At 73.5% G+C, this 25,000-nt stretch carries 18 protein-coding genes and 1 pseudogene; 9 read left to right on the top strand and 10 right to left on the bottom strand.

Features of this window, described 5'->3' with window-relative positions; all coding sequences use genetic code 11:
* Window positions 1-38 precede the first annotated feature (38 nt).
* From PS271_RS28420 to PS271_RS28405, 4 genes are all read right to left on the bottom strand, one after another.
* On the bottom strand, window positions 39-1,346 hold the full coding sequence (locus PS271_RS28420) for a SufS family cysteine desulfurase (RefSeq protein WP_398385820.1): 1,308 nt from the start codon (window positions 1,344-1,346) through the stop codon (window positions 39-41).
* Window positions 1,333-2,715: a family 2B encapsulin nanocompartment shell protein gene (locus PS271_RS28415; RefSeq protein ID WP_398385819.1), complete on the bottom strand. Its 1,383-nt coding sequence runs from the start codon at window positions 2,713-2,715 to the stop codon at window positions 1,333-1,335. Before PS271_RS28415 ends, PS271_RS28420 begins: the two co-directional genes overlap by 14 nt.
* A 277-nt stretch (window positions 2,716-2,992) precedes the next feature.
* Window positions 2,993-3,724, bottom strand: a complete 732-nt coding sequence (locus PS271_RS28410; RefSeq protein ID WP_398385817.1) for a DUF998 domain-containing protein — start codon at window positions 3,722-3,724, stop codon at window positions 2,993-2,995.
* Window positions 3,725-3,760: 36 nt separating this feature from the next.
* A complete protein-coding gene (locus PS271_RS28405) occupies window positions 3,761-4,972 on the bottom strand; it encodes a DUF6777 domain-containing protein (protein WP_398385815.1) in 1,212 nt (403 codons plus the stop codon).
* A 252-nt stretch (window positions 4,973-5,224) separates the two neighbouring features.
* On the opposite strand from PS271_RS28405, the gene PS271_RS28400 reads away from it, so the two are divergent.
* Window positions 5,225-6,514 (top strand): streptophobe family protein, encoded by a 1,290-nt coding sequence (locus PS271_RS28400; RefSeq protein WP_398385811.1) that lies wholly within the window; start codon window positions 5,225-5,227, stop codon window positions 6,512-6,514.
* Between the two features lie 448 nt (window positions 6,515-6,962).
* Here the strand turns inward: PS271_RS28400 and PS271_RS28395 are convergent, their stop codons facing one another.
* From PS271_RS28395 to PS271_RS28385, 3 genes are read right to left on the bottom strand one after another with little or no spacing between them, the layout of a single operon-like run.
* The gene (locus tag PS271_RS28395) at window positions 6,963-7,895 is read right to left on the bottom strand and encodes a serine/threonine-protein kinase (RefSeq protein WP_398385810.1); all 933 of its coding nucleotides are present in this window, start codon (window positions 7,893-7,895) and stop codon (window positions 6,963-6,965) included.
* Window positions 7,895-8,452, bottom strand: a complete 558-nt coding sequence (locus PS271_RS28390) for a hypothetical protein (protein WP_398385808.1) — start codon at window positions 8,450-8,452, stop codon at window positions 7,895-7,897. Before PS271_RS28390 ends, PS271_RS28395 begins: the two co-directional genes overlap by 1 nt.
* Window positions 8,453-8,474: 22 nt before the next feature.
* Entirely contained in the window at window positions 8,475-10,892 is a 2,418-nt protein-coding gene (locus PS271_RS28385; protein ID WP_398385806.1) for an FHA domain-containing protein, read from the bottom strand.
* 95 nt (window positions 10,893-10,987) lie between these two features.
* Here PS271_RS28385 and PS271_RS28380 point away from each other — a divergent pair, with 95 nt between their 5' ends.
* The 3 genes from PS271_RS28380 to PS271_RS28370 all read left to right on the top strand — a co-directional run bounded on the left by PS271_RS28380 (window position 10,988) and on the right by PS271_RS28370 (window position 14,668).
* Window positions 10,988-11,413, top strand: coding sequence for a gamma-glutamylcyclotransferase family protein (locus PS271_RS28380; protein WP_398385804.1), 426 nt, complete (start codon window positions 10,988-10,990; stop codon window positions 11,411-11,413).
* 364 nt (window positions 11,414-11,777) lie between these two features.
* Window positions 11,778-13,559, top strand: a complete 1,782-nt coding sequence (locus tag PS271_RS28375; RefSeq protein ID WP_398387100.1) for a M4 family metallopeptidase — start codon at window positions 11,778-11,780, stop codon at window positions 13,557-13,559.
* Between the two features lie 179 nt (window positions 13,560-13,738).
* On the top strand, window positions 13,739-14,668 hold the full coding sequence (locus PS271_RS28370; RefSeq protein ID WP_398385802.1) for an alpha/beta fold hydrolase: 930 nt from the start codon (window positions 13,739-13,741) through the stop codon (window positions 14,666-14,668).
* 44 nt (window positions 14,669-14,712) lie between these two features.
* Here the strand turns inward: PS271_RS28370 and PS271_RS28365 are convergent.
* Window positions 14,713-14,949 (bottom strand): annotated as a pseudogene (locus PS271_RS28365) (WhiB family transcriptional regulator); the annotation flags it as partial.
* Window positions 14,950-15,040: 91 nt separating this feature from the next.
* Window positions 15,041-16,468, bottom strand: a complete 1,428-nt coding sequence (locus PS271_RS28360; protein ID WP_398387098.1) for a M6 family metalloprotease domain-containing protein — start codon at window positions 16,466-16,468, stop codon at window positions 15,041-15,043.
* A 132-nt stretch (window positions 16,469-16,600) separates the two neighbouring features.
* Between PS271_RS28360 and PS271_RS28355 the strand changes: the two genes are divergently transcribed.
* Complete coding sequence (locus PS271_RS28355; protein WP_398385801.1) at window positions 16,601-17,299, top strand: TetR/AcrR family transcriptional regulator; 699 nt, start codon at window positions 16,601-16,603, stop codon at window positions 17,297-17,299.
* 92 nt (window positions 17,300-17,391) lie between these two features.
* Window positions 17,392-18,807 carry an amino acid permease gene (locus PS271_RS28350; protein ID WP_398385799.1) on the top strand — a complete coding sequence of 472 codons (1,416 nt, stop codon included), beginning with the start codon at window positions 17,392-17,394 and terminating at the stop codon, window positions 18,805-18,807.
* A gap of 24 nt (window positions 18,808-18,831) precedes the next feature.
* Here PS271_RS28350 and PS271_RS28345 read toward each other — a convergent pair whose 3' ends face one another.
* Window positions 18,832-19,761 (bottom strand): AraC family transcriptional regulator, encoded by a 930-nt coding sequence (locus tag PS271_RS28345; RefSeq protein WP_398385797.1) that lies wholly within the window; start codon window positions 19,759-19,761, stop codon window positions 18,832-18,834.
* 115 nt (window positions 19,762-19,876) lie between these two features.
* Between PS271_RS28345 and PS271_RS28340 the strand changes: the two genes are divergently transcribed.
* The 3 genes from PS271_RS28340 (at window position 19,877) to PS271_RS28330 (ending at window position 24,956) form a co-directional block, all read left to right on the top strand.
* Complete coding sequence (locus tag PS271_RS28340) at window positions 19,877-20,887, top strand: zinc-dependent alcohol dehydrogenase family protein (RefSeq protein ID WP_398385795.1); 1,011 nt, start codon at window positions 19,877-19,879, stop codon at window positions 20,885-20,887.
* 71 nt (window positions 20,888-20,958) lie between these two features.
* The gene (locus tag PS271_RS28335; RefSeq protein WP_398385793.1) at window positions 20,959-21,894 is read left to right on the top strand and encodes a cyclase family protein; all 936 of its coding nucleotides are present in this window, start codon (window positions 20,959-20,961) and stop codon (window positions 21,892-21,894) included.
* 128 nt (window positions 21,895-22,022) lie between these two features.
* Entirely contained in the window at window positions 22,023-24,956 is a 2,934-nt protein-coding gene (locus PS271_RS28330; RefSeq protein ID WP_398385791.1) for a SpoIIE family protein phosphatase, read from the top strand.
* The last annotated feature ends 44 nt before the right edge of the window (window positions 24,957-25,000 follow it).

Below are 25,000 nucleotides of genomic sequence, written 5' to 3'. Positions count from 1 at the left end.
GAAATACCGCGGAAACTCGTAGGTGTGCCGCGCACGGGTCAAGCGGCGGCGCCCTGGAGCTGAAGCCGGGTCAGCGAGGCGGTCAGCTGGTCCACTTCCTCGGCCGTGTTGTACAGCGCCAGGGAGGCCCTGGTCGCGGCCTCCAGCCCGTAGTGGCGCAGCGAGGGCTGGGCGCAGTGGTGGCCGGCGCGGACGGCGATGCCTTCCTGGTCCAGCCACCGGGCGATGGTCGTGGGGGCGTGGCCGGCGAGCGTGAAGGTGAGGACCGCGATCTTCCCGGGCGCGTCGCCGAGGACGGTGAGGCCGGGGACCGCGGCGAGGGCCTGCCGGGCGTGGCCGAGCAGGGCGGTCTCGTACGCGGCGACCGCCTCGCGGCCGAACGAGCTGAGCCAGTCGATGGCGGACCTGAGGCCGGCGACGCCGGAGATGTGCCCGGTGCCGGCCTCGAAGCGGTGCGGGGCGGGCGCGTAGGTGACGCGGCCGAACTCCACCTGGTCGATCATGTTGCCGCCGCCCTGCCACGGCGGCATGCCGGCGAGGATCTCCGGCTTGGCGTAGAGCGCGCCGATGCCCGTGGGGGCGTACAGCTTGTGCCCGGAGAAGACGTAGAAGTCGCTGTCCAGGTCCTGGACGTCCACGGGGAAGTGGGCGACCGCCTGGGCACCGTCCACCAGCACCTTGGCGTCGTAGCGGTGGGCCAGTGCCGTCATCTCCTTCACCGGCGGCACGGTGCCGAGCACGTTGGAGGCGTGGCTGACCGCGACGAGCCGGGTGCGGTAGGAGAGCAGGTCGGCGTAGGCGTCCTGGTCGATGCTGCCGTCGGGCAGGAGGGGGATGGGGACGACCCGGGCCCGCCGCTCCTTGGCGATCAGCTGCCAGGGGACGATGTTGGAGTGGTGTTCCAGGGTGGAGACGAGGATCTCGTCGCCGGGGCCGAGGTTGGCGCGCCCCCAGCTCTGCGCGACGAGGTTGACGGCCTCGGTGGTGCCCCGGGTGAAGACGACGGTGTCCGGCGAGGGGGCGCCCAGGAATCCGGCGACCGCGGCCCGTCCGCCCTCGTACATCTCGGTGGCCTCGCGGGCCATGGTGTGCGCGCCGCGGTGGATGTTGGAGTTGGCGGTGGCGTAGTAGGCGGCGAGGGTCTCGATGACCTGGCGGGGCTTCTGGGTGGTGGCGCCGTTGTCGAGCCAGACGACGGGGCGGCCGTTGACGGGCCGCTGGAGGACGGGGATGTCCCGCCGGGCGGCTTCGGGGGTGAACTGCCCGCTGCGGGTGGCGGCGCTGCCGGCGGAGGGCCACGGGGGCGGGGCGGCGTACGCGCCCCACTGCACGTCAGGAGTAGTCATGGTACTTGGACACCTCGACGTTCTGGAGCACGGCGAGGGCGTCCTCGACCAGCACCGCGGCGTTGAAGTAGGCCGTCATCAGGTACTGGGTGATGCCCTTCTGGTCCATGCCCATGTTGCGCATGGACAGGCCCGGTTCGACCTCGTCGGCCACCTTCGCGGGCCGCAGGCCCACGACGCCCTGCTCGGCCTCGCCGACGCGCATGAGGAGGATCTCGGTGGTGGCGGCGCCGTTCGGGCCGCTCATGCGCACCTTGTCGGAGGGCAGCAGGGGGACGCCGCGCCAGGTCAGCAGGGGGCTGCCGAAGCGGTTCTCGATGACCGGGGGCACGCCGCGGCGGGTGCACTCGCGGCCGAAGGCGGCGATGGCGCGCGGGTGGGCGAGGAAGTAGGAGGGCTGCTTCCAGACCTTGCTGAGCAGTTCGTCCATGTCGTCGGGGGTGGGCGCGCCGGTCCGGGTCTGGAGGCGCTGGCCGGGGGCGACGTTGTTGAACAGGCCGGACTCGGGGTGGTGGAGCATCGAGCGCTCCTGGCGCTCGCGCAGCGCCTGGATCGTCAGGCCGGCCTGGGCGCGGGTCTGGTCGATGGGCTCGTTGTAGAGGTCGGCGACGCGGGAGTGGACGCGCAGCACGGTCTGGGCGAGCGTCATGTGGTACTCGCGGGGCGTGTCCTCGTAGTCGACGAAGGTGCCCGGGAGGTCCGGTTCGCCGACGTGCCCGGCGCTCAGGTCCACGGGCACCTCGGCGCCGGGGACGGTGCGTTCGCCGGTGGTGTAGGCCGCCAGGGCGGCGCGCAGCGCCTTGTCGCGGCCGGCCAGCCGGGCCAGGTGGCTGCGGTCGGCGCAGAGGGCGGTGCCGGGGGTCAGGGCCTTGACGCGGTGGGCGGCGGGCGAGCCGCAAGCCCAGGCGTCGAGGTCGAAGAACTCGCCGTCACCGAGGATGCCGAGGAGGGCGTCCTCGCCGTAGCGGCCGGTCGTCCGCTTCTCGGCGCGGCCCTGGACGAGGATCCAGAGCTTGTCGGCGACCTCGCCCTCTTGAAGGAGCGGCTGCCCGGCGTCGAAGGACACCTCGGTGAAGGCGCCCGCCAGTTCGCGCAGCAGCTCCTCGTCGGCCTCGCGCAGGAAGGGGATCTCCCGGAGGTCCTCCGGGACGACGTGGTGGGCGTCGTCGTTCCTGAAGGTGGATATCCGGTCGTCGCCGAGGATGAAGGTCCGCCGGCGGTTGACGCGGTAGACGCCGGACTCGACGTCCACCCACGGCAGGGCCCGCAGCAGGTAGCGGGGCGTGATGCCGCGCATCTGCGGGGTGGTCTTGGTGGTGGTCGCGAGCTGCCGTGCCGCGTCCGGGCTGAGACTCAGCCGGTCGTTCATGAGGACCTCCTCGTGTGGGCAACGAGGGTGATCGTCTTGTCGGCAACATTGCGTTCACAAGGCCGCAGCAATGCGTCATGGCCTTAAAGCGTTCAGCGGTGTCGCAGTGTTAGTTCTGCTCGGAAGTGAACACATCTTGTTCGTGGGGGCGTTGAACAGTGCGCTTTTCCGCGTCTTTGCCGGGTCGGGCCTCCGGTCTGCACGGTACAGAGCCGGTCCGTCTCGCGCACAATCGACCAGATCCGATCGCCGGCGGGCTTCGCGCGACACCTGCTGCTCACCGGGCCCGGTGGCGGCCCTTCCCCCGGGGGCGGCGGGCTCCCGAGGACACGGCGAGCAGGACCAGCCACACCCCCACGAGCAGCAGGTGCGCCCGCTGGGGGACGCCGTGCCAGCCCGGCCGCCCGAACAGCGGGCCGACCGTGCTCACGGCCGTCACGAGCGCGGCCGCCAGGACCCACGGCCCCCAGCGGCGGACCAGCGGCCACCGGGTGCCGCGGGCCGCGGCGGTCACCATGAGGGCCATGGAGGCGAACAGCGCGGCGTGGGCCAGTGCGCTGGTGGCCGTGTGCCAGGGGTTGACGGCCTCGCAGGCGTGGTTCACCGACGGTGCGCACCGCATCGGGACGACGACGTCCGCGATGGAGGACGCGGCGAAGGCGACCAGCGCCCACCGTCCGGCGGCGGACCAGCGGTCGCCTCCCGCACGCCGGCCGAGCAGAACCGCGCCCGCGGCGACGAGCAGGGCGGTGACGACCTCGACGACGCCGAAGAGCCCGTGGAAGGGCTGGTCGGCGGCGTAGAGCTCGCTGACGTAGGAGTGCCGGGCGTCCAGGCCCGTGGGCAGCAGGAACTCCAGCACCCAGGCGTTGTACGCCACCGCCGCCACGGCCAGCGGCCACGCCGCCCGGCGGGCTCCGCCCTGGTCCTGCGGGCTCGTGCCGGCCGCGGCCGTCACCCGGCCGGGGGCGGCTTCCCCCGGCCGGGGCTCGGTGGGCGCGTCGCGCATCGGGGCCGTCTCAGGCCCGCCGGGCGGCGGGCCCGCTCATGCCGCCCCTCCCGGTCCGGCGAGCCCGCGGTTCTGCGGCCCGTAGGCGGGCCCCGGCTCGGTCGGCGGCTTCTGCGGTTTCTGCGGGGACGGCGGGGCCGTCGAGGGGGTCGGCGGGGCGGACGAGGACGGCTTCGACGGCTCGGTACTGCTCGGCTCCTCCGACCCCTGCGAGGCCGGGCCGGACGGGATGGCGCCGCTGGGCGGCGGGACCGGGCGGTCGCTGCCCCCGTCGGTGCCGACCGGGCGTTCGAACCACTGGCCGGTCACGGGGTCGTACACCACGATGACGTAGACGACGGTCGTGGCCTGGGTGACGGCGACCACGTTCGACGACTTGTACGCGCTCCAGCTCTGGCCCTTGGTCTTCGGGGTGCCCTTGGCCGCGACGGGCGGGCCGAGGGGGTTGCCGCAGGCGCAGCGCACGCGGGGCAGGCCGCGGTTGTCGACCAGGACGGCCGTGCCGGCCTGGAGGACGGACTGGAACGTGGTGGCCGAGCCGTCCTTGTAGCCGTGGTTGGTGACGCGGGTGTCGGAGCGCAGTTGCAGGGGCGTCAGGCCGCGCAGGTAGCGGGGGATCTCGCCCTGCTGGATGCCGGCGGCGCTCGCGAAGGCGCGGGACTTGGCCTGGTCGTCGTTGAGGTAGCGGATCTGGCGCTCGACGTCGCAGCTCGCCGCGTTCTGGGTGCCGCCGTAGAGGCCCGGGGTCGAGCCCTGGTACGTGCGGGTGCCCCCCTCGGCGGGGGTGACGGGTTCGGCGGCCTCCTTGGTGCCCGTGTCCTTGGCCGTGGACGCGGTGAAGGGGTCGTTGCCGTGGGCCGACGCGGCCTGGAGGAAGACCTCGCCGCCGCCTTCCGGGCGGAGGAAGAGGATCACGAGCGCCGCGGCGGCGACCAGGGCGCCGGCGAGGAGGGCGACCCTGGGGGCGGAGCGCCACCAGGACTTGGCGGGCTCCCCCGCGGGAGGCGGCGCGCCGTGTGCGCCGGACGGCGGTGCCGGCGGGCCCGGCGGCTCCGGGGGCTGCGCGCCCGTGGGGCCGCTGATCTCGGTGGCGCCCTCACCCGACGGGGTCGAGTGCCAGTCCGGGCGGGTCGGTTCGGGAGGGGGTCCGGACGGGCCGGACCTGCCGGACCCGCTCCCTCCGCCGCCGGACAGGGGGCCGGAGGGCGGGCCGGTGGGTCGGTCTTCTGACGGTGGTTCGGACGACACGAGCCCTGCTCCTCCGGTTTTGTCCTCTTTGGCAGGCTTACGGGCTCATTGTGTGCCGCAAACCGGCGCGGCCCGCAAGCGGGGTTCCCTCCGGGAGGGGCGGGTACGGGAGGGGTGCGCCGGGCGCGTCCTCGGCAGGCACCGGGCGCGTTCTCGACAGGTGGGGCGGGCCGCGCGGGCGTAGGTTGGGCTTCCCGGGCCTCCCCGCCGGAGGCCGGGTGTCCGACCGTCGACGACGCACGCGGAGGCAGTGTGAGCCAGCCGCCCGGAGGCGCGCCCTCCGTCGTCCGCGCCTGGGGCGAGGCCCTCGCCGCCGTCGCCGCCGGGGTGGCCGCGATGTTCGCCGTCGCCGCGCTCGGCCTGTGGGCCGCCGGGGCCGGCGGGCTCCCGGGCGGGGCGTTCCCCTCGGTGACGGCCGCCACCGTCGTCACCGCCGTGGGCGGCACGGTGGAACTGTCCGGCGACGCGGGCGTCCTGGGCCGTACGGGGGCGGGCATCGCCGTCGTCCCGCTCTCGGTGACCCTGGCCGGCGCGGTCGCCCTCGCCGTCGTCTTCCTGCGCCCGCTGCGGCACCACGCCGTGACGGGCGGGCGCGCGCTGCTCGCCCGCGTCGCCCGGACGGCCGTCCTGTGGCTGCTCGCCCTGCTGCTCATCGGCCTCGGCGCCCGCCACGACTTCCGGATCGACCTGGGCGACTCGCTCCTCGGCGACATCGGCGACGTCATCGACGTCGCCCCCCGCGTCGGCTTCCGCGCGGCGCTCGGGCCCACGCTCGGCTATGGCCTGCTGTGGCTGCTCGTCCTGCTCGCCGTCGCCGTGGCGGCCTCCCGCAAGACGCCGCTGCCGTCGCGGCTGCTGCGCTTCCAGGACCCCGTGCGGCCCGTGGCGTCCGCCATGGTGGCACTGCTGCTGGGTTACGTGCTGCTCGGCCTCGTCGCCGGGCTCGTGACCGCGGCCGTCCGGGGGCATCCGGGGGACACGATGGCGGTGCTCCTGCTCGGCCTGCCCAACCTCGCCTGGCTCGCGTTCGGCCTCGGCCTCGGCGGCTCCTGGGACGGCCGCGTGCCCGGCACGTCGCTCGGGCTGCCCATGCCCGCGCCGCTCACGGCGGTGCTCCGCGAGGGGGGTGACGGGCCGTCCACGCTCAGCGTCTCCTCGCTCGCCGAGCACGACGGCCGGGCGTGGCTCCTCGTGGTCGTCGCCGCGGTCGCCCTCCTCGCGGCGGCGTTCCTGACGGCCGTACGGTCACCGGCGACGACGCGGCCGTGGGAGCACGCGGTGCAGGTGGGTGCGGCCTTGGCGGTCACGCTGTTCGTCATCGGCACCCTCACCCGCATCTCGGCCCGCTTCGGCCTGTCGCTGCTAGGCATCACCGACATGTCCGCCTTCGGCGGCGAGGTCGCCTTGCGGCCGCATCTCCTGCTTCTGGTGGGCCTGGGCTTGCTGTGGGGCGCGGTGGCGGGCTTCGCGGGAAGCGTCCTGTCCCGCAGGGTGCGGCGCGGGGGCCTTGCCGGCGAGGCCGGAGCTCCTGGGCGGGGGTGAGCCCGGTACCGCGGATTGCCTGCGGCGCAGGGCGCCCATTGAGCCGGGGCGAGCCCGGCACCGCCGGAATGGTCGGCGGTGGTTGCGCGCCGCGGCGGCGGAGGGGATGCGCGCGGCCCGCACGAATTCGGCGCCGCCACCCGTGCCCCGGGCCGGGGCAGGCCCGGCACCGCCGGACAGGGCCGTGGTTGCGCGCCGCGGCGGCGGAGGAGATGGGCGCGGCCCGCACGAATTCGGCGCCGCCACCCGTGCCCCTGGCCGGGCAGGCCCGGCACCGCCGGAAAGGCCGGCCGTGGTTACGCGCCGCGGCGGCGGAGGAGATGGGCGCGGCCCGCACCCAGAACCGGCACGGGACAGCCGAACCACCCCCGCCGCAACGGCGGACCACCACGACGGCGTAGCCCGGCGGTGCCGGACCGGCCGCGCCGCCCCGCCCCCGAACCCGCCGTCAAACGCCCCGTTCCGGGAACGCGACCGCCGCCCACCCCGGCGGCTCCGGGACGCGTCTCGGGCCGGGCGTCGCCGTCGCCGAGCGCAAGGCCGCCACAAACCGCAGGCAGCTGTCGAAGCGTTCGTCCGGGGTTTTGGCCAGGGCCTTGGCGAGGACGTCGTCGGCGGCAGCCGGCAGCCCCGGGACCTGGTCCGACGCCCGCGGCGGCGCATCGTACTGGTGCGCCCACAGCAGCGCCATGTCGTCCTCGCGCCGGAACGGCGGCGCTCCGGTGAGCATTTCGAAGACGACGCACCCCAGGCTGTACACGTCGCACCGCCCGTCGACCGGCTTCCCCGCGATCTGTTCGGGCGCGACGTAGTCCAGCGTGCCGACGAACTGGCCCACCCGGGTGTACCCGGTCAGGGACAGGGACTTCTTCGTCAGCCCGAAGTCGGTGAGGTAGACGTGCTCGGGATGGTCGCTGTCCGTGCCCTCCGTGACAAGGATGTTCCCCGGTTTGACGTCCCGGTGGACGAGATCGTGCGCGTGGGCCGCGTCGAGCGCGGAGGCGACCTGCCCGGCGATGCGGCACACCACGACCGGCGGCATCGGCCCGTCCCGGTCGAGGAGGGCGCGCAGATCGAGCCCGGCCACGTACCGCATGGCGATGTAGAGCACCCCGTCGGCCTCCCCGGCCTCGAACACGGGGACGATGTGCGGATGGTCGATGGCCGCGGCGACGCGCGACTCGTGCCCGAAGCGCTGGCGGAAGGTGTCGTTGCGGGCGAGTTCGGGGGCGAGCAGCTTGAGCGCGACGATCCGGCCGAGCCGCAGGTCGCGGGCGCGGTAGACCACGGCCATGCCGCCGCGCCCCAGTTCGCCCTCCACCTCGTAGCCGGCGATGCGGTGGCCGGTCAGCTCGGCGGGCCGGTCCCCGGCCGCCGCCATCAGCGCTCACCGCCGGAGCCGCCGGAGCCTCCAGGGCCGCCGGGACCGGCGGGAGACGTGAGCGCGGCCATGGCCGTGCCGTCGCAGTAGCACCACAGGTCCCGCTCGGCGTCGTAGAGCCAGACGGCGTCGCCGTCGACGACGGCCCCGATGCGCAGGCCCCGGGCCGTCCGGCCGAAGGCCTCGGCGTCCGTGCGGCCGGCGGCGAGGTCCTCCATCGCCCCGCGGTAGCGGTCGAGGGCCTCCTGGACGCGGGTGAGGAGCCCGCGCGCGTCGTCCGTCCGGACGAGCGGGCCGCCGGCGGCGGGCGGGTCCTGCGGGAGGACGACGAGGAGCCGGGCGTCGGTCCAGGCGGCCCAGCCGTTGGAGCAGAGCACCCGGCCCCAGTCGCCGCGCCGCTCCACGAGCCGTACGGGCAGGAGCGGGTCCAGCGCCGTGGTGGGCACGGCCCCGTCGGGGCCGGCCCAGGTGGCGAGCCCGCCGGGGGGCACGACGTGGGTCGGCAGGAAGCCGGGGATGCCGGACGCGCCGCCGGACGCCAGGGGGACCGTGCTCATGGCTCCGTCTCCTCCGTCTCCGTCACTTCCGCATGACCGCGGGTTCGTGGCGGCGCAGGAGGCGGGCCACCAGGAGCGCGAACACGAGCGACAGGACCACCATCATGCCCATGTCCATCAGCCAGGTACCGACGGCGTGCCGGAAGAGCGGGTCCCCTCCCCCGGCCGACGGCGGGAGCTGCCCGGTGGCGGGCGGGATGCGGGTGAAGTCGATCGTGGAGCTCATGGCCGCCAGCGCCCAGCGCGAGGGCACCAGCCAGGACAGCTGTTCCAGCACGAGCTTGTTGTTGAGCTCGATCATTCCGCCGCAGAAGACGACCTGCACCAGGGTGATGAGGACCAGCAGCGGCATGGTCACCTCTTCCCTGCGGACGATCGCCGAGACGAGCAGGCCGAGCAGCATGGACGTGAACGACAGCAGCGCCAGGGCCAGGGTCATCTCCAGCAGGGGCGGCATGAGGACGCCCCGGCCGTGGGGCGCGCGGGTGTCCACCCCGGCCAGGCCGACGATGGACAGGACGATCGCCTGCGCCACGGTGATCACACCGAGGACGAGGATCTTCGACATCACGTAGGCGGACCTGGACAGGCCCACGGCTCTCTCGCGCCGGTAGATGACCCGTTCCTTGACGAGTTCGCGCACGGCGTTGGCGGCGCCCGTCAGCACGCCGCCGACGCACAGGATCAGCAGGACGGTGTTGGCCTTGTCGGCGGAGGCGAAGCGGGTGCCCGAGGACAGCCGCGCCATCGCGCCGGTGACGAACGGCAGCACGATCATGATGATCAGGAAGGTGCGGTCCGTGCTCAGCGCGCGCACGTAGCGGCGCATCAGGGTCGACAGCTGGGCGCCCCAGCTCTGCGGCTTGGGCGGCGGTGCGGGCTCCTCCTCCGGCGCGTGCGCCTCGCCGGGGCGCGGCTGGCCGGCGGCGGGGGCGACGTACTGCCGGAACTGGGCCGAGGCGCGGTACTCCCCCGGCCAGTCGCGGTCCTTGTCGTTCTCGAAGGCCTCGAAGGCCTCGGGCCACTCCTTGAACCCGAAGAAGCCGGGGGTGTCCCCGGGCGGGCCGTAGAACGCGGTGCGCCCGCCGGGGGCGAGGACGAGCAGCCGGTCGCAGACGTCCAGGCTGAGGACGCTGTGGGTGACGACGATGACGGTGCGGCCGTCGTCGGCGAGGGTGCGCAGGGTGTTCATGACCGAGCGGTCCATGCCCGGGTCGAGGCCGGACGTCGGCTCGTCGAGGAAGAGCAGGGAGGGCTTCGTCAGGAGTTCCAGGGCGACGCTGACGCGCTTGCGCTGGCCTCCGGAGAGGCTGTGGATGGGCTGGTCGGCGCGCTGTTCGAGGCCCAGTTCGCGGATGACCTCCTCGACACGGGCCAGGCGTTCGGCCTTGGCGGTGTCGCCGGGGAAGCGCAGCTCGGCGGCGTAGGACAGGGCGCGGCGCACCGTGAGCTGCACGTGCAGGATGTCGTCCTGGGGGACGAGGCCGATGCGGGCGCGGAGTTCGGCGTAGTCGCGGTAGAGGTCGCGGCCGTCGTAGAGCACCGCGCCCTGGTCGGCGGGGCGCAGGCCGGTGAGGGCGTTGAGGAGGGTGGACTTGCCGGAGCCGCTGGGGCCGACGACGGCGAGCAGGGACTTCTCCTCGACGGGGAAGGAGACGCCGTCGAGGAGCCGTTTACGGCCCTCTTCGGCGTCGACGTGGACGCACAGGTCCTGGACGTCGAGGGAGATCTCGCCGCTGTCGACGTACTCCTGGAGCTGGTCGCCGACGAGGCAGAAGGCGGAGTGGCCGATGCCGATGATGTCGCCGGAGAGCACCGGGGCGCGGCGCACGGGGTGGCCGTTGAGGAAGGTGCCGTTGTGGCTGCCGAGGTCGACGATCTCGTAGTCGCCGCCGGGGCCCGCGCGCAGTTCGGCGTGGCGCCGGGAGACGACCAGGTCGTCGACGGTGACGTCGTTGTCGGGACCGCGGCCGATGCGGATGGTGCGGGCCGGCAGGGGGCGTACGGAGGTGGGGCGGCGGAAGGTGCCGGTGGCGGCGGGATGGGACACCGACGTCGGGCGCTCCGCGAGGGACGCCGGGGGCGGAGGGGGCGGCGCCGCGGGTGGCGGGGCCGGGGGCGGGGCGCTCTTGAGGACGGCCGCGGGCCCGTCGGCGGGGCTGCCGAAGCGCAGGACGGTGCCGGGGCCCACGTCGAGGAGCTGCACCCGCCGGCCTTCGGCCCAGGTGCCGTTGGTGCTGCCGGCGTCCTCGACGGTCCAGTGGTCCGCGACCGGGCGCAGCACCGCGTGGTGCCAGGAGACGCGGGCGTCGTCGAGCACGATGTCGCTCTGCGGGTCGCGCCCCACCTGGTAGACGCGGCTCGGGGTCATCGTCTGCGAGCCGCCGTCGGACTCGACCACGAGTTCGGGGGCGGAGGGCACGACAGGCCGCTCTCCCATACCGGTAATTTTACGGCGGACCACCCTGCCCCGCCTTTCGGTGGTGCGGGCGGTTGTGGCGGCAGGGGCGTGCGGGGCGGCGGAGGGAGCCGGGGATGGCGGCGGAGCAGGAGCGGCTGCCGGTGTTCGTCTACGGGACGCTGCGTCCCGGGCAGGTCAATCACGGGCGCTTCCTGCGGGGCCGCACGGTGGCCGAGGAGCCGGCGCGGCTGCGGGGCGCGGTGCTGTACGAGGGGCCCGGGTATCCCTACGCCGTGGCGGAGCCGGGCGGTGAGGTCAGTGGCGAGCTGGTCCGGCTCGCGCCGGGGGTGTACGCGGCGGTGCTCGCGTCCCTGGACGAGCTGGAGGGCTGCGCTCCGGACGGTACGGGCGAGATGTACGTACGGGTGGTGCGGCCGGTGCTGCCCGGCGGCGGAAGCGGCCCGGTCCGCGCCTGGGTGTATCTCGCGGCGGAGCGGACGGCGCGGCGGCTGCGGGCGTCGGGGACGCGCGTGGCGGGCGGCAGCTGGCCCGGGGCGTAGGGGTCCGCGTCTCACATTCCAAGATGACGGCGACCGCCGGCAACCCTCAGCCCGGGACCCCCATCTCACCCTGCGGTTGACGCCAAGTCACCACATAGGCACCTTCCGTTCGGTCATTGTTAACAGTTGATCAACTGTCCGGACATCACGCCTATCTGATCTTTTCATGCCCATGCCAGTACAGGCAGAGTCCTCCGCGGGACCACAGGTTCCCGCGGTGCGCGAGTGACGGCGCCGCGTGCATGCAGGCGGCCGGGCGCGTCCCGAACCGCCCTCGACGCAAAGGGCGCTGAACTTGCGTACATCCCCCACGACGCACCAACGAATACTCACGGCCGCCGCGATCGTCGTGGCCGCGGCCACGATGGCGGGCACCGCGTCCGCCGCTCCGTCCCAGCCCGTGGACAACGGCGGCTCCCTCCGGGACCGGGCCCGCGCGGCCGCCGCGGACTCCTCCATCAGCGCGGCCGCCCTCGCGGCCAACGCGGAGACCGTGAAGGCCGCCACCGCCGCGGCGCTCGCCCACGCGGACGCCACGGGCGTCGGCAAGAACGAGACGCTCCGGGTCAAGGACACCCTCGTCGACCCCGAGGGCAAGCGCCACGTCCGCTTCGTCCGGGCCTACCAGGGCGTCCCCGTGGTCGGCGGCGACCTCGTCGTCCACCTCGACGCCAAGAAGAACTACCTCGGCGTCACCCGGGCCATCAAGCACCAGGTCGCCGTGGACTCGGTCGCCCCGAAGCTCACCGCGCCGCAGGCCGCGGCCACGGCGGCGAAGTCCGTGTCCGGCAAGGCCGCCAAGACCGAGCTCGTGGTCGACGCGCGCAGCACCGAGCCGGTCCTCGCCTACCGCGTGACCGTCACCGGCGGCGGCAAGGCCGAGACCGGCGTCAGCCACAGCGTCGTCGTGGACGCCGGCAGCGGCAAGGTCATCAGCAGCACGCCGCTCAGCGACGGCTTCATCTCCCCCCGCCTGAAGGCGAAGCTCCGCGACCAGGGCCAGCAGGCGAAGCCGCGCAAGAACGCGAAGTCCGCCCCGCCGGCCAAGGTGCAGCCCGGCGCCGGGTTCCCGGCCCAGGCGAGCGGCACCGGTGCCTCCTTCTTCGCGGGCGACGTCCCGCTGACGACGACGCAGAACGCCAAGGACTCCTTCGTCCTCAAGGACCCGAGCCGCGGCGGCGGCGAGACCCGCGACGCCGGGGGCAAGGAGCTCGACTCCTTCGCGTCCGGCAAGGCGTTCACGGACTCCGACAACCGCTGGGGCAACGGCACCACCACGGACGCCGCCACCGCCGCCGTCGACGCGCAGTTCGGCATCACCAGCACGTACGACTACTACAAGGCGGCTTTCGGCCGGAACGGCATCAAGAACGACGGCTCCGGCCCGCACGCCCTGGTGCACTTCGGCGACAAGGTCGGCAACGCCTTCTGGTCGCCCGAGTGCGGCTGCATGCTCTACGGAGACGGCGATGGAGAAACGTTCAAGCAGCCGCTGGTGGCCCTGGACGTCACCGGTCACGAGCTCAGCCACGGCGTGATCGAGGCCACCGCCGACTTCCAGCCCACGCGGGTGGACGCGCGCCAGAACCAGTTCGGCGAGGCGGGCTCGCTCAACGAGTCGCTCGCGGACATCTTCGGCTCGGGCGTGGAGTTCCGCACGAACAACGCCGGCAACCCGCCGAACTACCTGCTCGGCGAGAAGCTCGGCCTGGAGCAGAAGTTCCTGCGCCGCATGGACAAGCCGTCCCTGGACGTCCTGGAAGGTACCGTCGACTACTGGGACAAGGACTCCTACGACCGCGAGGTGCACGCCGGCTCCGGCGTCTCCTCGCACGCCTTCTACCTGCTGGCCGAGGGCAGCGGCAAGAAGACCGTCGGCGGCGTGGAGTACGACTCCGCCACGTACGACGGCAAGGCGGTCGCCGGCATCGGCCGCGAGAAGGCGCAGCAGATCTTCTACCGCGCGCTGACCCGCTACATGGTCTCGACGACCGACTTCCACGAGGCCCGTACCGCCACGCTGCAGGCCGCCGCGGACATGTACGGCGAGAAGAGCACCGAGTACCAGGCGGTCGACGCCGCCTGGGCCGGGGTCAACGTGACCGCGAGCAACACGCCCAAGGAGGGCCCGGCCGTCAAGCGCTGACGGTCGCCCGCGTCCGGCCCGGCCGGTTTCCCCGCGCGCTGTGCGCCGGGGAACCGGCCGGGCCGGTGTGATCCACAACCCCTGGTCCGGCGAAGTGGATGTTGTTATCGTCGACGCCACCAGAGAGTTGGGGCTTCAAACCCACCCCACGCGCACTGGTCGACGACAAGGGGGAGCAAGTGCCGGCACCTACGGAGAACGCTGCGACGGTCACGAGCGCGGAGGAGCTGAAGGCTCTGAACGCGGAGCTCGCGGCGTCCCTCGAAGGCGGTTTCACCAGCGAGTACGCCGAGGTCAACGGCGTCCGGCTGCATTACGTGACCGGCGGTCAAGGCGATCCGCTGGTGCTGCTGCCCGGCTGGCCCGAGACGTGGTGGGAGTACCGCAAGGTCATGCCCGCCCTCGCTGCCCGCTTCCGCGTGATCACGGTCGACATCCGCGGCATGGGCGGCTCCGGCAAGCCGCAGTCCGGCTTCGAGAAGAAGTCCATGGCCCGGGACATCCTGGAGCTGGTCCGCCACCTCGGCCACGAGAAGGTGAACATCGCCGGGCACGGCATCGGCGCCATGGTCGCCTTCGCCTACGCCGCGAACCACCCGGAGGCCACCGAGAAGGTGGCGATCCTCAACACCACGCACGCGGACCAGAGCTACTACAAGTTCCCCATGCTGCCCAACCCCGGCGACAAGGGCCCGCACCGCTGGTGGCTCGCTTTCAACCAGGTGGCCGACTTCCCGGAGAAGCTCCTGACCGGCCGCTACCGCCACATCATCGACTACATGTTCGGCCTCAGCCTGGTGAACCCGGAGGCGATTACCGACCGGGACCGCGACATCTACGCCAAGGCGTATTCGTCGGCCGAGGCGATCCGGGCCAGCAAGGGCTGGTTCCAGTCGTACCAGCAGGACATCGCGGACTTCGAGTCGTACGACAAGATATCCGTGCCGATGCTCGGCCTCGCGTACGGGACGTTCTTCGAGTACATGCGGGAGGTGTTCCCGCAGCAGGGCACCGACGTGCGCATGGCCGAGATCGAGGGCAGCCGCAACTACCTGGTCGAGGAGCAGCCGGAGGCCGTCACGCGCGCGCTCCTGGAGTTCTTCGGCTGACCCTTCGGCCCCTTCGGCCGGACCCGCCCCGCGGGTGACGCCCCGCGCCGGGCCCCCGCGGCCCGGCGCAGGGACCTCCGCTCGGCCTCGCTCGTCCCGCCCCACACGCCGCTCTCCTGCCCGGACTCCAGCGCCCAGCGCAGGCAGCTCTCCAGCACCGGGCAGCGGCGGCAGACCGACTTGGCGTCCTCGGTCTGGACGATCGCGGGGCCCCGGCTCCCGACGGGGAAGAAGAGCTCGGGGTCCTCGTGGAGGCACGCGGCGTACTGTCGCCAGTCCATGTGGCGATTCATGTGACTATCCCTTCGATCCGGGTCTGCGGTTTCCCCCTCTCCCCTTACTCCGCGTTGCCCGGGACGCGCCGCGTAAGCCTCACTCCATGTGAATGTCGACGCCCATCTCCTTATCCCCGGGATTCCCCTGCACCTCGATGGTGACGCCGGAGAACTTCCCGTTCGGCAGGTTGAGCGCGGGCCTCGTGCTCTCGCCGAGGGTCGCGTTGCCCAGGGAGGGGTAGAGGTCGTCGGAGTCGCCCCGGTTGCCGCGCCCGAAGATCGCGCCGAGGTCGCGCTTGCCGTCGGCCTGCATCAGCTCGATCGCGAGCCGGTTCTCACGGTTCACGTCCGCGATGGCCTGATCCACCACGTAGCAGGCGATGCCCTCGTCGGGAGCCGCGGCGTCCTGCCCCCGGCGGCGCCGGTACTCGACGATGAGGTACTGCAAGTCCGTCATCGTGTCCGGGTTCTGGACGAAGAGCAGGTCGCCGGTCTCCGCCGCCGGCCGCAGCACCACGTCCTTGGTCGTCGCGGCGATGCTCCGCGGCGTGACCCAGCCGTGGAACATGCGCAGCATGCCGTTGGGGAGCGTGGGCGTGAGGCCGTGGTTGCCCCAGTTGCCCGAGGCCATCAGGCAGTAGTTGCCGAGGCCGTTGGACTTGGTGGCCTCCAGCTCGCCCGTGTCGTAGTAGTCCGCCCAGCGCGCCGCCAGGTGGCCCCACTCGTGGGCGCACACGCCCATCGCGCAGTCCTCCGGCACGGTGAGGAAGGTCTCCACCTTCAGCCCGGGAGCGACCTTGATGCCGTCCGGGATGCCCCACTTGAGGCTCCAGATCTCGTCACGGCCCTCCGGGCCCTCGATCTCCTCCGCACCGCGGCCCGCGTGCACGATGAAGAGGGCGGTGACCATCTTCTCGTCCAGGACGTCGAACGGCGTGAAGTCGACGCCCGCTTCGAGGGCGAGCCGGACCGCGTCCCGCGCCATTCCCTGGGAGTTGCGGGGGAACCCCTCCTCGGTCAGGCCCGAGTTCCCGTCGGCGTAGAAGGAGAGCGGCTGCGGCAGGCGGAACCAGCCGTGGACCTCGCCCTGGACGTCTATGCCGTTCTCGCTGAACGACTGGAACCCGCTCACCGTGCGGTAGTAGTCGCGCATGCTGCCGGTCGGGAGGGAGTTCGCGCTGAACAGCAACTGTTCGTAGTGGCCCGGGCGGTGGTCCGGGTCGTGCGGCCGGTCGGGGAAGTCCACCAGGAGCACCAGGGTGTGGATGACGCCCTTCAGCTTCTTGGACGGCGGCGTGATGAGCTCGCGGCCGGCGAAGGCCGGCCCGACCCCGGCGGCGCCGTCGTCGAGGCCGACGCGCTTCTCGCCGCGCCGGGCGGAGCGCCAGACGTAGTAGTAGTCCTCGAAGGTGGTGCCCTTCGGCAGCCGGCCCCGCTCCGCCAGGTCGAGGTACCGGGCGTAGAGGCGGGCCAGCGCGTCGGGGGACAGCGGCACCGGACAGGGCCGCGTGCAGGTGTTTCTCATGGCGATCACTCACGGGATCGGTTCGGTCACAGGATGCGTGGCATATTTACCTCGTAAACATGTCGTTTCCGTTTATGCTGTATATGTACAGGTTCAACCTGGCCTGTCCCCATGTCAAGGGAGGCCGTCGCCATGGCTGCCCGCCCCCGTCTCACCAGGGACCGCGTCGTCGGCGCGGCGCTGCGCGTCGTGGACGCCGAGGGTCTCGACGGCCTGAGCATGCGCCGGGTCGCCGACGAGCTGGGCGTCGAGACGATGGCCCTCTACCGCTACACCCCCAGCAAGGACGAGCTGCTCGACTGCCTCGTCGAGAGGCTGTTCATAGAGCTGGAAGAGAGCCTGAGCGGCACTCCGTTCGGCCCGGCGGCCCTCGCCGCCGGGGACGCCGAGACCGCTCCCCCGTGGCGCGAGGCGCTCGTCGGCGTCGCCCGGGCGATGTACCGCGTCGCGCTCGCCCACCCGCACGTCGTCCCGCTGATGGCGCTCCGGCCGTTCACCGTCCCGCTGACCCGGCGGCCGCCCGCGGTGCTGCGCGCCCACGAGCGGCTGCTGACCCGGCTGGAGCGGGCCGAGCTGGGAGAGCGCGCCACGCTGGAGCTGTACCGGGCCTTCATCTCCTGGGTGCTGGGGTACATCGTCACCGAGCTCCGGGAGGTCGTGGACAATCCGGACGAGCCCGAGCCGTCCTTCCGGCTCGGGCTGCACCGGCTGCCCGTCAAGGACTTCCCGCGGCTGCGGGCCCTCGGGCCCGGGCTGGCCGCCCGCGGCGGCGAGGAGCAGCTCGCCGCCGGCGTCACCGCGCTCATCGACCGCTTCGCTCCCCCGACCTGACAGAGCGGGCCGCGCGGAAGGGTGCCGCGCCCGGCTGATCGGTAGGTAGTGGTTCCACGCCCATGCCTCCCTCGAGCCCCAGGACGGTCAGCATGCTCGCACCCTCCCCCGCCGACACCGGCCGGCCCGCCCCGGCCGGCTCGGTCACCCCGGTCACCCCGGGCACCGCGCTTCCGGGCGGGCTCAAGCAGCGCCACCTGTCCATGATCGCGCTGGGCGGTGCCGTGGGAGCGGGCCTGTTCGTCGGCTCGGGGGTGGGGATCAGGTCTGCGGGGCCCGCGATCGTCGTCGCCTACGTCCTGGCCGGCGGCCTGGTGTTGCTCGTCATGCGGATGCTGGCGGAGATGTCCGCCGCCGACCCGGCCACCGGGTCGTTCTCCGTGCACGCGGCCAAGGCGCTCGGCCCCTGGGCGGGTCTGACGGCGGGCTGGCTGTACTGGTCGCTCCTGGTCGTCAGCGTCGCCGCGGAGGCGATCGGAGCGGCGGACATCATGACCGGCCTGCTTCCCGGCGTCCCCGGCGGGGTGTGGATGACCCTCTTCATGGCCGCCTTCACGGGCAGCAATCTCGCCGCCGTCCGGCGCTTCGGCGACCTGGAGTTCTGGTTCGCCGGCCTGAAGGTCGCCGCCATCTGCGTCTTCCTGCTGCTGGGGGCGCTCGCCGTCACCGGCCTCCTGCCGGGCTCGGCCGCGCCGGGGACCGCCCATCTCACCGGCCACGGCGGCTTCCTGCCGCACGGCTGGCACGGGCTCGCCCTCGGCCTCGTCGCGGCGGTCTTCGCCTACGGAGGGCTGGAGACCGTCACGATCGCGGCCGCCGAGTCCGCCGATCCGGTCGGGGCCGTGGGCCGCGCCGCCAGAAGCGTCGTCTGGCGCATCTGCCTCTTCTACATCGGCTCGATGGCCGTGATCGTCACCCTGCTGCCCTGGGACAGCGGCACCGCCGGCACCAGCCCCTACAGCGGCACCCTCGCACGCATGGGCGTCCCCGGCGCCGGGCACGTCATGAACGCGGTGGTGCTCGTCGCCCTGCTGTCGGCCATGAACGCCAACATCTACGGTTCCTCCCGCATGCTCTACTCCCTCGTGCACCGCGGCGACGCGCCCCGCGCCCTCGGCCGCGTCACGCCGGGCGGGGTCCCGCGCAACGCCGTCCTCACCTCCGCCGCGTTCGGCTTCGCGGCGGTCGTCCTCAGCGTCGTCTGGCCGGAGTCCGTCTTCCGCTTCCTGCTCAACGCCGTGGGGGCCATCATCCTGATCGTCTGGTTCCTCATCGGCCTCTCCCAGCTGCGCCTGCGCCGCCGGCGCGCCCGGCGCGGGGATCCGCAGCCGCCGGTGCGCATGTGGCTGTTCCCGCACCTCACCCGGCTGTCCCTGCTCGCGATCGGCGCGGTCCTGGTGGTCATGGCCCTCGAACCGGACTCCCGTACGCAGGTCCTGTGCACGGGGGCCTGGGCGGCACTGCTGGTCGTGTGCGCTCTGGTGAAGGGGCGCAGGAGGGCGGGGTGACCGGGGCGGCCGGCCGCCCCCGGCTCAGGCCGGGCGGGCACTCCCTTCCTTGCGGTACCGGCCCGGCGCCACTCCGAACTCCCTCTTGAAGGCCTTGGCGAAGGCGAACTCCGAGGTGTAGCCGGCCTGCTGCGCGACGGAGCGCAGCGGGGCGTCGCCGTCGCGCAGCAGGCGGCCCGCGGTCGTCATGCGCCACCAGGTCAGGTAGGCGAGCGGCGGCTGGCCGACCAGGGCGGTGAAGCGGCGGGCGAAGGCGGCGCGGGAGAGTGCCGCCCGGGCAGCGAGTTCCTCCACCGTCCACCGCCTCGCGGGGTCGTCGTGGATGGCGTGCAGGGCGGCCGTGACGGCCGGGTCGCCGAGGGCGGCCGTCCATCCGGCCGGCGCTTCCGGGCGCTCGGCGAGCCACCAGGTGCGCAGCAGGTACAGCAGCAGGGTGTCGAGGAGCGCGGGCACGATGGCGTCGCTGCCGGGCTGGGGGCCGGCCAGTTCGGCGCCGAGGAGTTCCACGGCGGAGTGCAGCCGGTCATGGGCGCCGACCCGGGCCGGGACGTGGATGAAGGGCGGCAGGCCGGTGAAGAGCGGGTGGGCCCGTGCCCGGTCCAGCCGGTACGCGCCGCACAGCATGAGGGTGTCGTCGCCGGCGACGGGACCGTGGTCGCGGAGCTCGGGCCAGGAGCCGTCCGGATTCAGTTGCGCGTCCTCCAGGGGCGTCGCGGGGTGGTCGGCGAGACCGTGACCGTATCCGTGGGCGAGGAAGACGACGTCGCCGGGGCCGAGCCGGACGGGTTCGCCGTCGCCGGGCGGCAGCAGCCAGGCCGAGCCCTGGAGGACGACGTGGAACCCGGCCCCGTCGGATGCGGGAAAACGGACGCCCCACGGCCCGCGCTTGACGGAGCGTGAGGAGTGGGGGCGCCCGCTGCGCATGACGGCGATCGCGTCGCTCAGTACGTCCATGGCGGCACCCTACCGCCGCGATCGCACCCTGCCGCCATGATCGCGAGACGCTGGGACATAACCAGGATGCTTTCAGATATGGATCGTCTCCCGACTCCTCCGTACGGTCGTTCATATGACAACTTCCCCCGCAGTCAAGGCAGTCACCAAGGCCGTTCTCTTCCACGAGCTCGGCGGCCCCGAGGTCCTGAAGATCGAGGAGGTTCCGCTGGCAGAGCCCGGGCCCGGCGAAGTCCTCTTCCGCGTCGAGGCGATCGGCCTCAACCGGGCCGAGGCCCTGTTCCGGGCCGGCCGCTACTACTACCAGCCGACGCTGCCCGGCTCCCGGCTCGGCTACGAGGCCGCCGGTGTGGTCGAGGCGGTCGGCGAGGGCGTGACCGCGTTCGCGCCGGGCGATCCGGTGATGGCTGTGGCCAACTTCGACTTCGGTGTCCACGGGGTGTACGGCGAGCACGCCGTCCTGCACCAGACGTCGCTGGTGCACCGGCCCGAGGGCGTGGACACGGTCACGGCCGCGGCGGCGTGGCTGTCGTACTCGACGGCGTACGGCGGCATGGTCGAGACCGGCGGGCTGGCCCCCGGCGACCACGTGATCATCACGGCCGCCTCCAGCGGCACGGGGACGGCCGCGATCCAGACGGCCCTGCGAACGGGCGCGATCCCGATCGTCACCACACGCGGCGAGGCCAAGCGGGAGCTGCTGCTGGAGCTCGGTGCGGCCCATGTGGTCAGCACCGGCTCCCAGGACCTCGTCGAAGAGGTCAAGCGGATCACCGGTGGCAGGGGCGCCCGGATGGCCTTCGACGGGGTGGGCGGCCCGGGTTTCGCGACCCTCGGCGACGCGCTCGCCCCCGGCGGCACGATGGTGGCCTACGGCTTCCTGGACCCGCGTCCCATCCAGCTGTCGATGAACTGGCCGCTCACCGTTCACGCGTACGGCAACGGAGTCCTGTCCCGCGAGGAGGCCTACCGCCGCCGCTCCGCCGCCTTCATCGGTTCGGGCCTGGCGAGCGGCGCGCTGGCGCCCGTGATCGCCGAGACCTTCGACGGCCTGGAGCGCATCACGGACGCGCACCGCCTGATGGACTCCAGCACGTTCACCGGCAAGATCGTGGTCACCGTATGACGGCGTGAGAAGGCCCGGGGGGTGAACCCTGCCCGCGCGCGCCGCGGGCAGGGCCGTCGAAGAATGGGGGGATGAGCAGCGCGACGAGCAACGGCCCCGCCGTCTCCCGGCGGGAGTTCGACGCGATGTTCGAACGGGTGTGTGCGTGGGGCCGCTGGGAGCCCGCCGGGCGGGGGGCCTGGAACCGGGTGGGCGCGGCTCACGTCCGGCGCGCGGCCGCCCTGGTGCGGTCCGGGACCGTCGTCCCGCTGGGCCGGCCGTGGGACACGGCGTCCGGCCCGGACAACCGCAAGCCCGCCCTGCACTACATGTCCGACCTGGGTGACGTCGAGGCCCCCGAACCCTCCACGCACAAGGACTTCGTGGGCGCCGACTACCACGGCAAGGGCATCAGCCACCTGGACGCCCTCTCCCACGTCGCCTATCGCGGGCAGCTCTACGGGGGCGGCGCGGCGCGGGAGCTCGTCGGCGCCGCGGGCGCCCGCTTCGGCAGCGTCGCGGCGCTCGGCCCCCTGGTGACCAGGGGGGTGCTCCTGGACCTGCCCGCCGTGCGGGGAAGAGCCTGGCTGGAGCCGGGAGAGGCCGTACACGCCACGGACATCGCCGCCGCGCAGGAGGCGCTGGGCGTGGAGATCGCCGAGGGCGACGCCGTACTGCTGCGGACCGGCCGCTTCCGGCGCCGCCGGGAGCTGGGCCCCTGGGACGCCGACGCGGCCTGCGCGGGGCTCCACGTGGACGCCGTGCCGCTGCTGGCCGAGCGCGGCATCGCCCTGCTGGGCGGCGACGGCGACAGCGACGTGCGGCCGTCGCCGGTCGAGGGCGTGCACTCGCCGGTGCACACGCTCGCCGTCGCGGCGATGGGCGTGCCGCTGCTGGACAACCTCGACGTCGAGGAGCTCGCGGCCGCCTGCGCGGGCACGGACCGTTACGACTTCCTGCTCCTCGTGTCCCCCCTGAACATCCCGGGCGGTACGGGCTCGCCCGTCAACCCGGTCGCCGTCCTGTGACCAGGGAGAGCCCTGGAGAGACGACCGCGGAAACAACCACGGAAGGAACCACGGGATCCGATATGTCCGGGAAGTTCTAAAATGGAACATCAGTGCAGGCGTGCGGACCGTACGGGGAAGTGATGCGGATGGGGCTCGTCACGGAGGACACCGGCCCCGTGCTCGCCCGTGAGCAGTTCTTCGCCGGCGTGCCGGTCGAGGGTGCCGTGCGCAACCCGATCCTCGATTCGTGGCAGCGGAGCCGGTCCCTGGGGCTCTCCCCGGACGGCTGTGAACTCCCGTACTTCCCGGACCTCGACCTCGACGGCCGCCTCGTGCGCGCGGCCGGCCCCGTGCTGGACCGCCTCCAGGCCCGGTTCGCGGGCCGCAACATGAACGTGGCGCTGGCCGACGGGCGCGGCGCGGTGCTCCAGCGCCGCTTCGGGGACACCTCCCTGGTGCGGCGGCTGGCCGCGATCCAGAGCGTCCCCGGCTTCGTGTTCGCCGAGAAGTACGCCGGGACCAACGGCATCGGCCTGGCCCTCGCGGAGCGGCAGCTGGTCAACGTCTACGGCGCCGAGCACTTCGCCGAGCGCTCCCAGTCCAACGCGTGTGCGGCGATCCCCGTACGGGACCTGCTCAACGGCCGCATAGAAGGGGTCCTCTGCCTGGGCTTCCCGCGGACGGACGCGGACGCGGCGCTGGACGTCGTGATCCGCAAGGCGGCGGGCGCCATCGAGCGGCGGCTGCTGGAGCAGAGCTCCGTACGCGAGCGCGCCCTGCTCCAGGCGTACGTCGACGCCAGGCTCCGCGCGCCGGCCGGGCCCGCGGCCGTCAACGGGCAGTTGGGCGAGCCGGCGGCCGCGAGCGGCCTGGACTGGCGGGACCGGATGATCCTGGAGGAGCGGGCCACCGAGCTGATCGCGTCGGCCCAGCGGGCCGCCGTCGAGGTGTCGCTGCCCGGCGGGCGGCGGGTCACCCTGCTGAGCCGCCCGGTGACCACGGCCTCCGGGGTGGAGGGCGTCGTCGTGGAGGCGTTCCTCGACGCACGGCACCAGCGCCTCACGGTCGCCACCGAAACAGTCGCCGCCGAAGCCGGGACCGCACCCGAGGCCACGGCCGCAGCCGCCGGAGCCGCACCCGGACCCGCGGCCGCCGCGGCCCCCGGCCTCCTGGCCGAGCAGGCCCTAGCCCGCTTCGTCCCGCTGCCGGGACGGCCGCCCGGCACCGCCCCCGGCCGGCCCGCCGCGACGGCCCGCGCACCGGGCCCGGCAGCCCCCGGCGCCGCCGCGGGCGCCTCCGCGGCCGGCAGCCTGCTGCTGGTCGGCGAGCCGGGCGTGGGGAAGCACGCCGTGGCGGCGCGGCGCCGCCTGGAGCTGCTGTCCGAGGCCAGCACCCGGATCGGCACCACCCTGGACGTGGCCCGCACGGCCCGCGAGCTCGCCGAGATGGCCGTCCCGCGCCTGGCCGACTTCGTCACCATCGACCTCCCCGAGGCGGTGCTGCGCGGCGACGAACCGGCCGACCCCGCCAAGGGCCTCCACCGCACCGTGGTCCACGGCATCCGCGGCGACTGCCCCTTCTACCCCGTCGGCGAGCGGGTCCACCTCAAGCCGACCACGCCCCAGCTGCGCTGCCTGACCGGCAGGAGGACCGTCCTGGAGCCCGATCTGCGGGACGCCCCGGGCTGGGTCACCCAGGACCCCGCGGCCGCCCAGCGCATCCTGGCCCACAACGTCCACTCCCTGATCGCCGTCCCGCTGCTCGCGCGCGGCATCGCCCTGGGCATCGCCAGCTTCTACCGCGCGCGGGACCCCGCACCCTTCGGGGACGACGACCGCGCGCTGGCGCAGGAGCTCACCACGCGCGCCGCCATCTGCATCGACAACGCCCGCCGCTACACGCGCGAGCACGCGATGGTCCTCGCCCTCCAGCACAGCCTGCTGCCGCAGGGCTTCCCCGAGCAGAACGCCGTGGAGGTCGCGCACCGCTACATGCCCGCCGAGTCCGGCGTCGGCGGCGACTGGTTCGACGTCATCCCCCTCTCCAGCGCCCGCGTCGCCCTCGTGGTCGGCGACGTCGTGGGCCACGGGCTGCACGCCGCCGCCACGATGGGCCGGCTGCGCACCGCCGCGCGCAACTTCGCCGAGCTGGACCTGCCGCCGGACGAGGTCCTCACCCACCTCGACAACCTCGTCGGGCGCCTGGACCGCGAGGAGGGCGGCGGCGACCCCGTCGCCGGCATCCCCGGCATCATCGGCGCCACCTGCCTGTACGTCATCTACGACCCCACCACGCAGGAGTGCACGATGGCCCGGGCCGGTCACCCGCCGCCCGCGCTGGTGCGCCCCGACGGCTTCGTCTCCTTCCCCGAGCTGCCCGCCGGCCCTCCGCTGGGGCTGGGCGGCCTCCCCTTCGAAACGGCGGAGTTCCTGCTGCCCGAGGGCAGCCAGCTGGTCCTCTACACCGACGGGCTGATCGAGGACCGCCGGCGCGACTTCGACACGGCCCTGGAGGACCTGCGCCGGGCGCTGTCGCATCCGAACCGGCCGCCCGAGGACACCTGCCGCGCCGTCCTGGAGGCCGTGGTCCCCGCCCACCCGGAGGACGACATCGCCCTGCTGGTGGCCCGTACCCACGCCCTGGACCGGAACCGGATCGCCACCTGGGACCTGCCCGCCGACCCTGCGCTGGTCTCCTCCGTCCGCGCCGCCGTCACCCGCCGGCTGGCCGAATGGGGGCTGGAGGACACCGCCTTCGCCGCCGAGCTGCTGCTCAGCGAGCTGGTCACCAACGCGATCCGCTACGGCTCCGGCCCCATCCAGGTGCGCCTGCTCTACGACCGGGCCCTGACCTGCGAGGTCGCCGACACCAGCAGCACCTCCCCGCGCCTGCGCCACGCGGCGGCCACCGACGAGGGCGGCCGCGGCCTGTTCCTCGTCGCCCAGCTTTCCCAGTCCTGGGGCACCCGCTACACCCCGGAGGGCAAGGTCATCTGGGCGGAGTGCGCGCTGGAGGTGCCGGGCGGCAAGGCCGGTCCCGCCGCGCTGCGGATCGACCTCGACGACATCCCCGCCATCTGACGGGCCATCCGGCATACGGGGCGAAAGGGGCCGTAGCATGACGG

The organism is Streptomyces sp. SCA2-17, from assembly GCF_044336695.1.
This window is presented reverse-complemented; position numbering and strand designations above follow the sequence as displayed.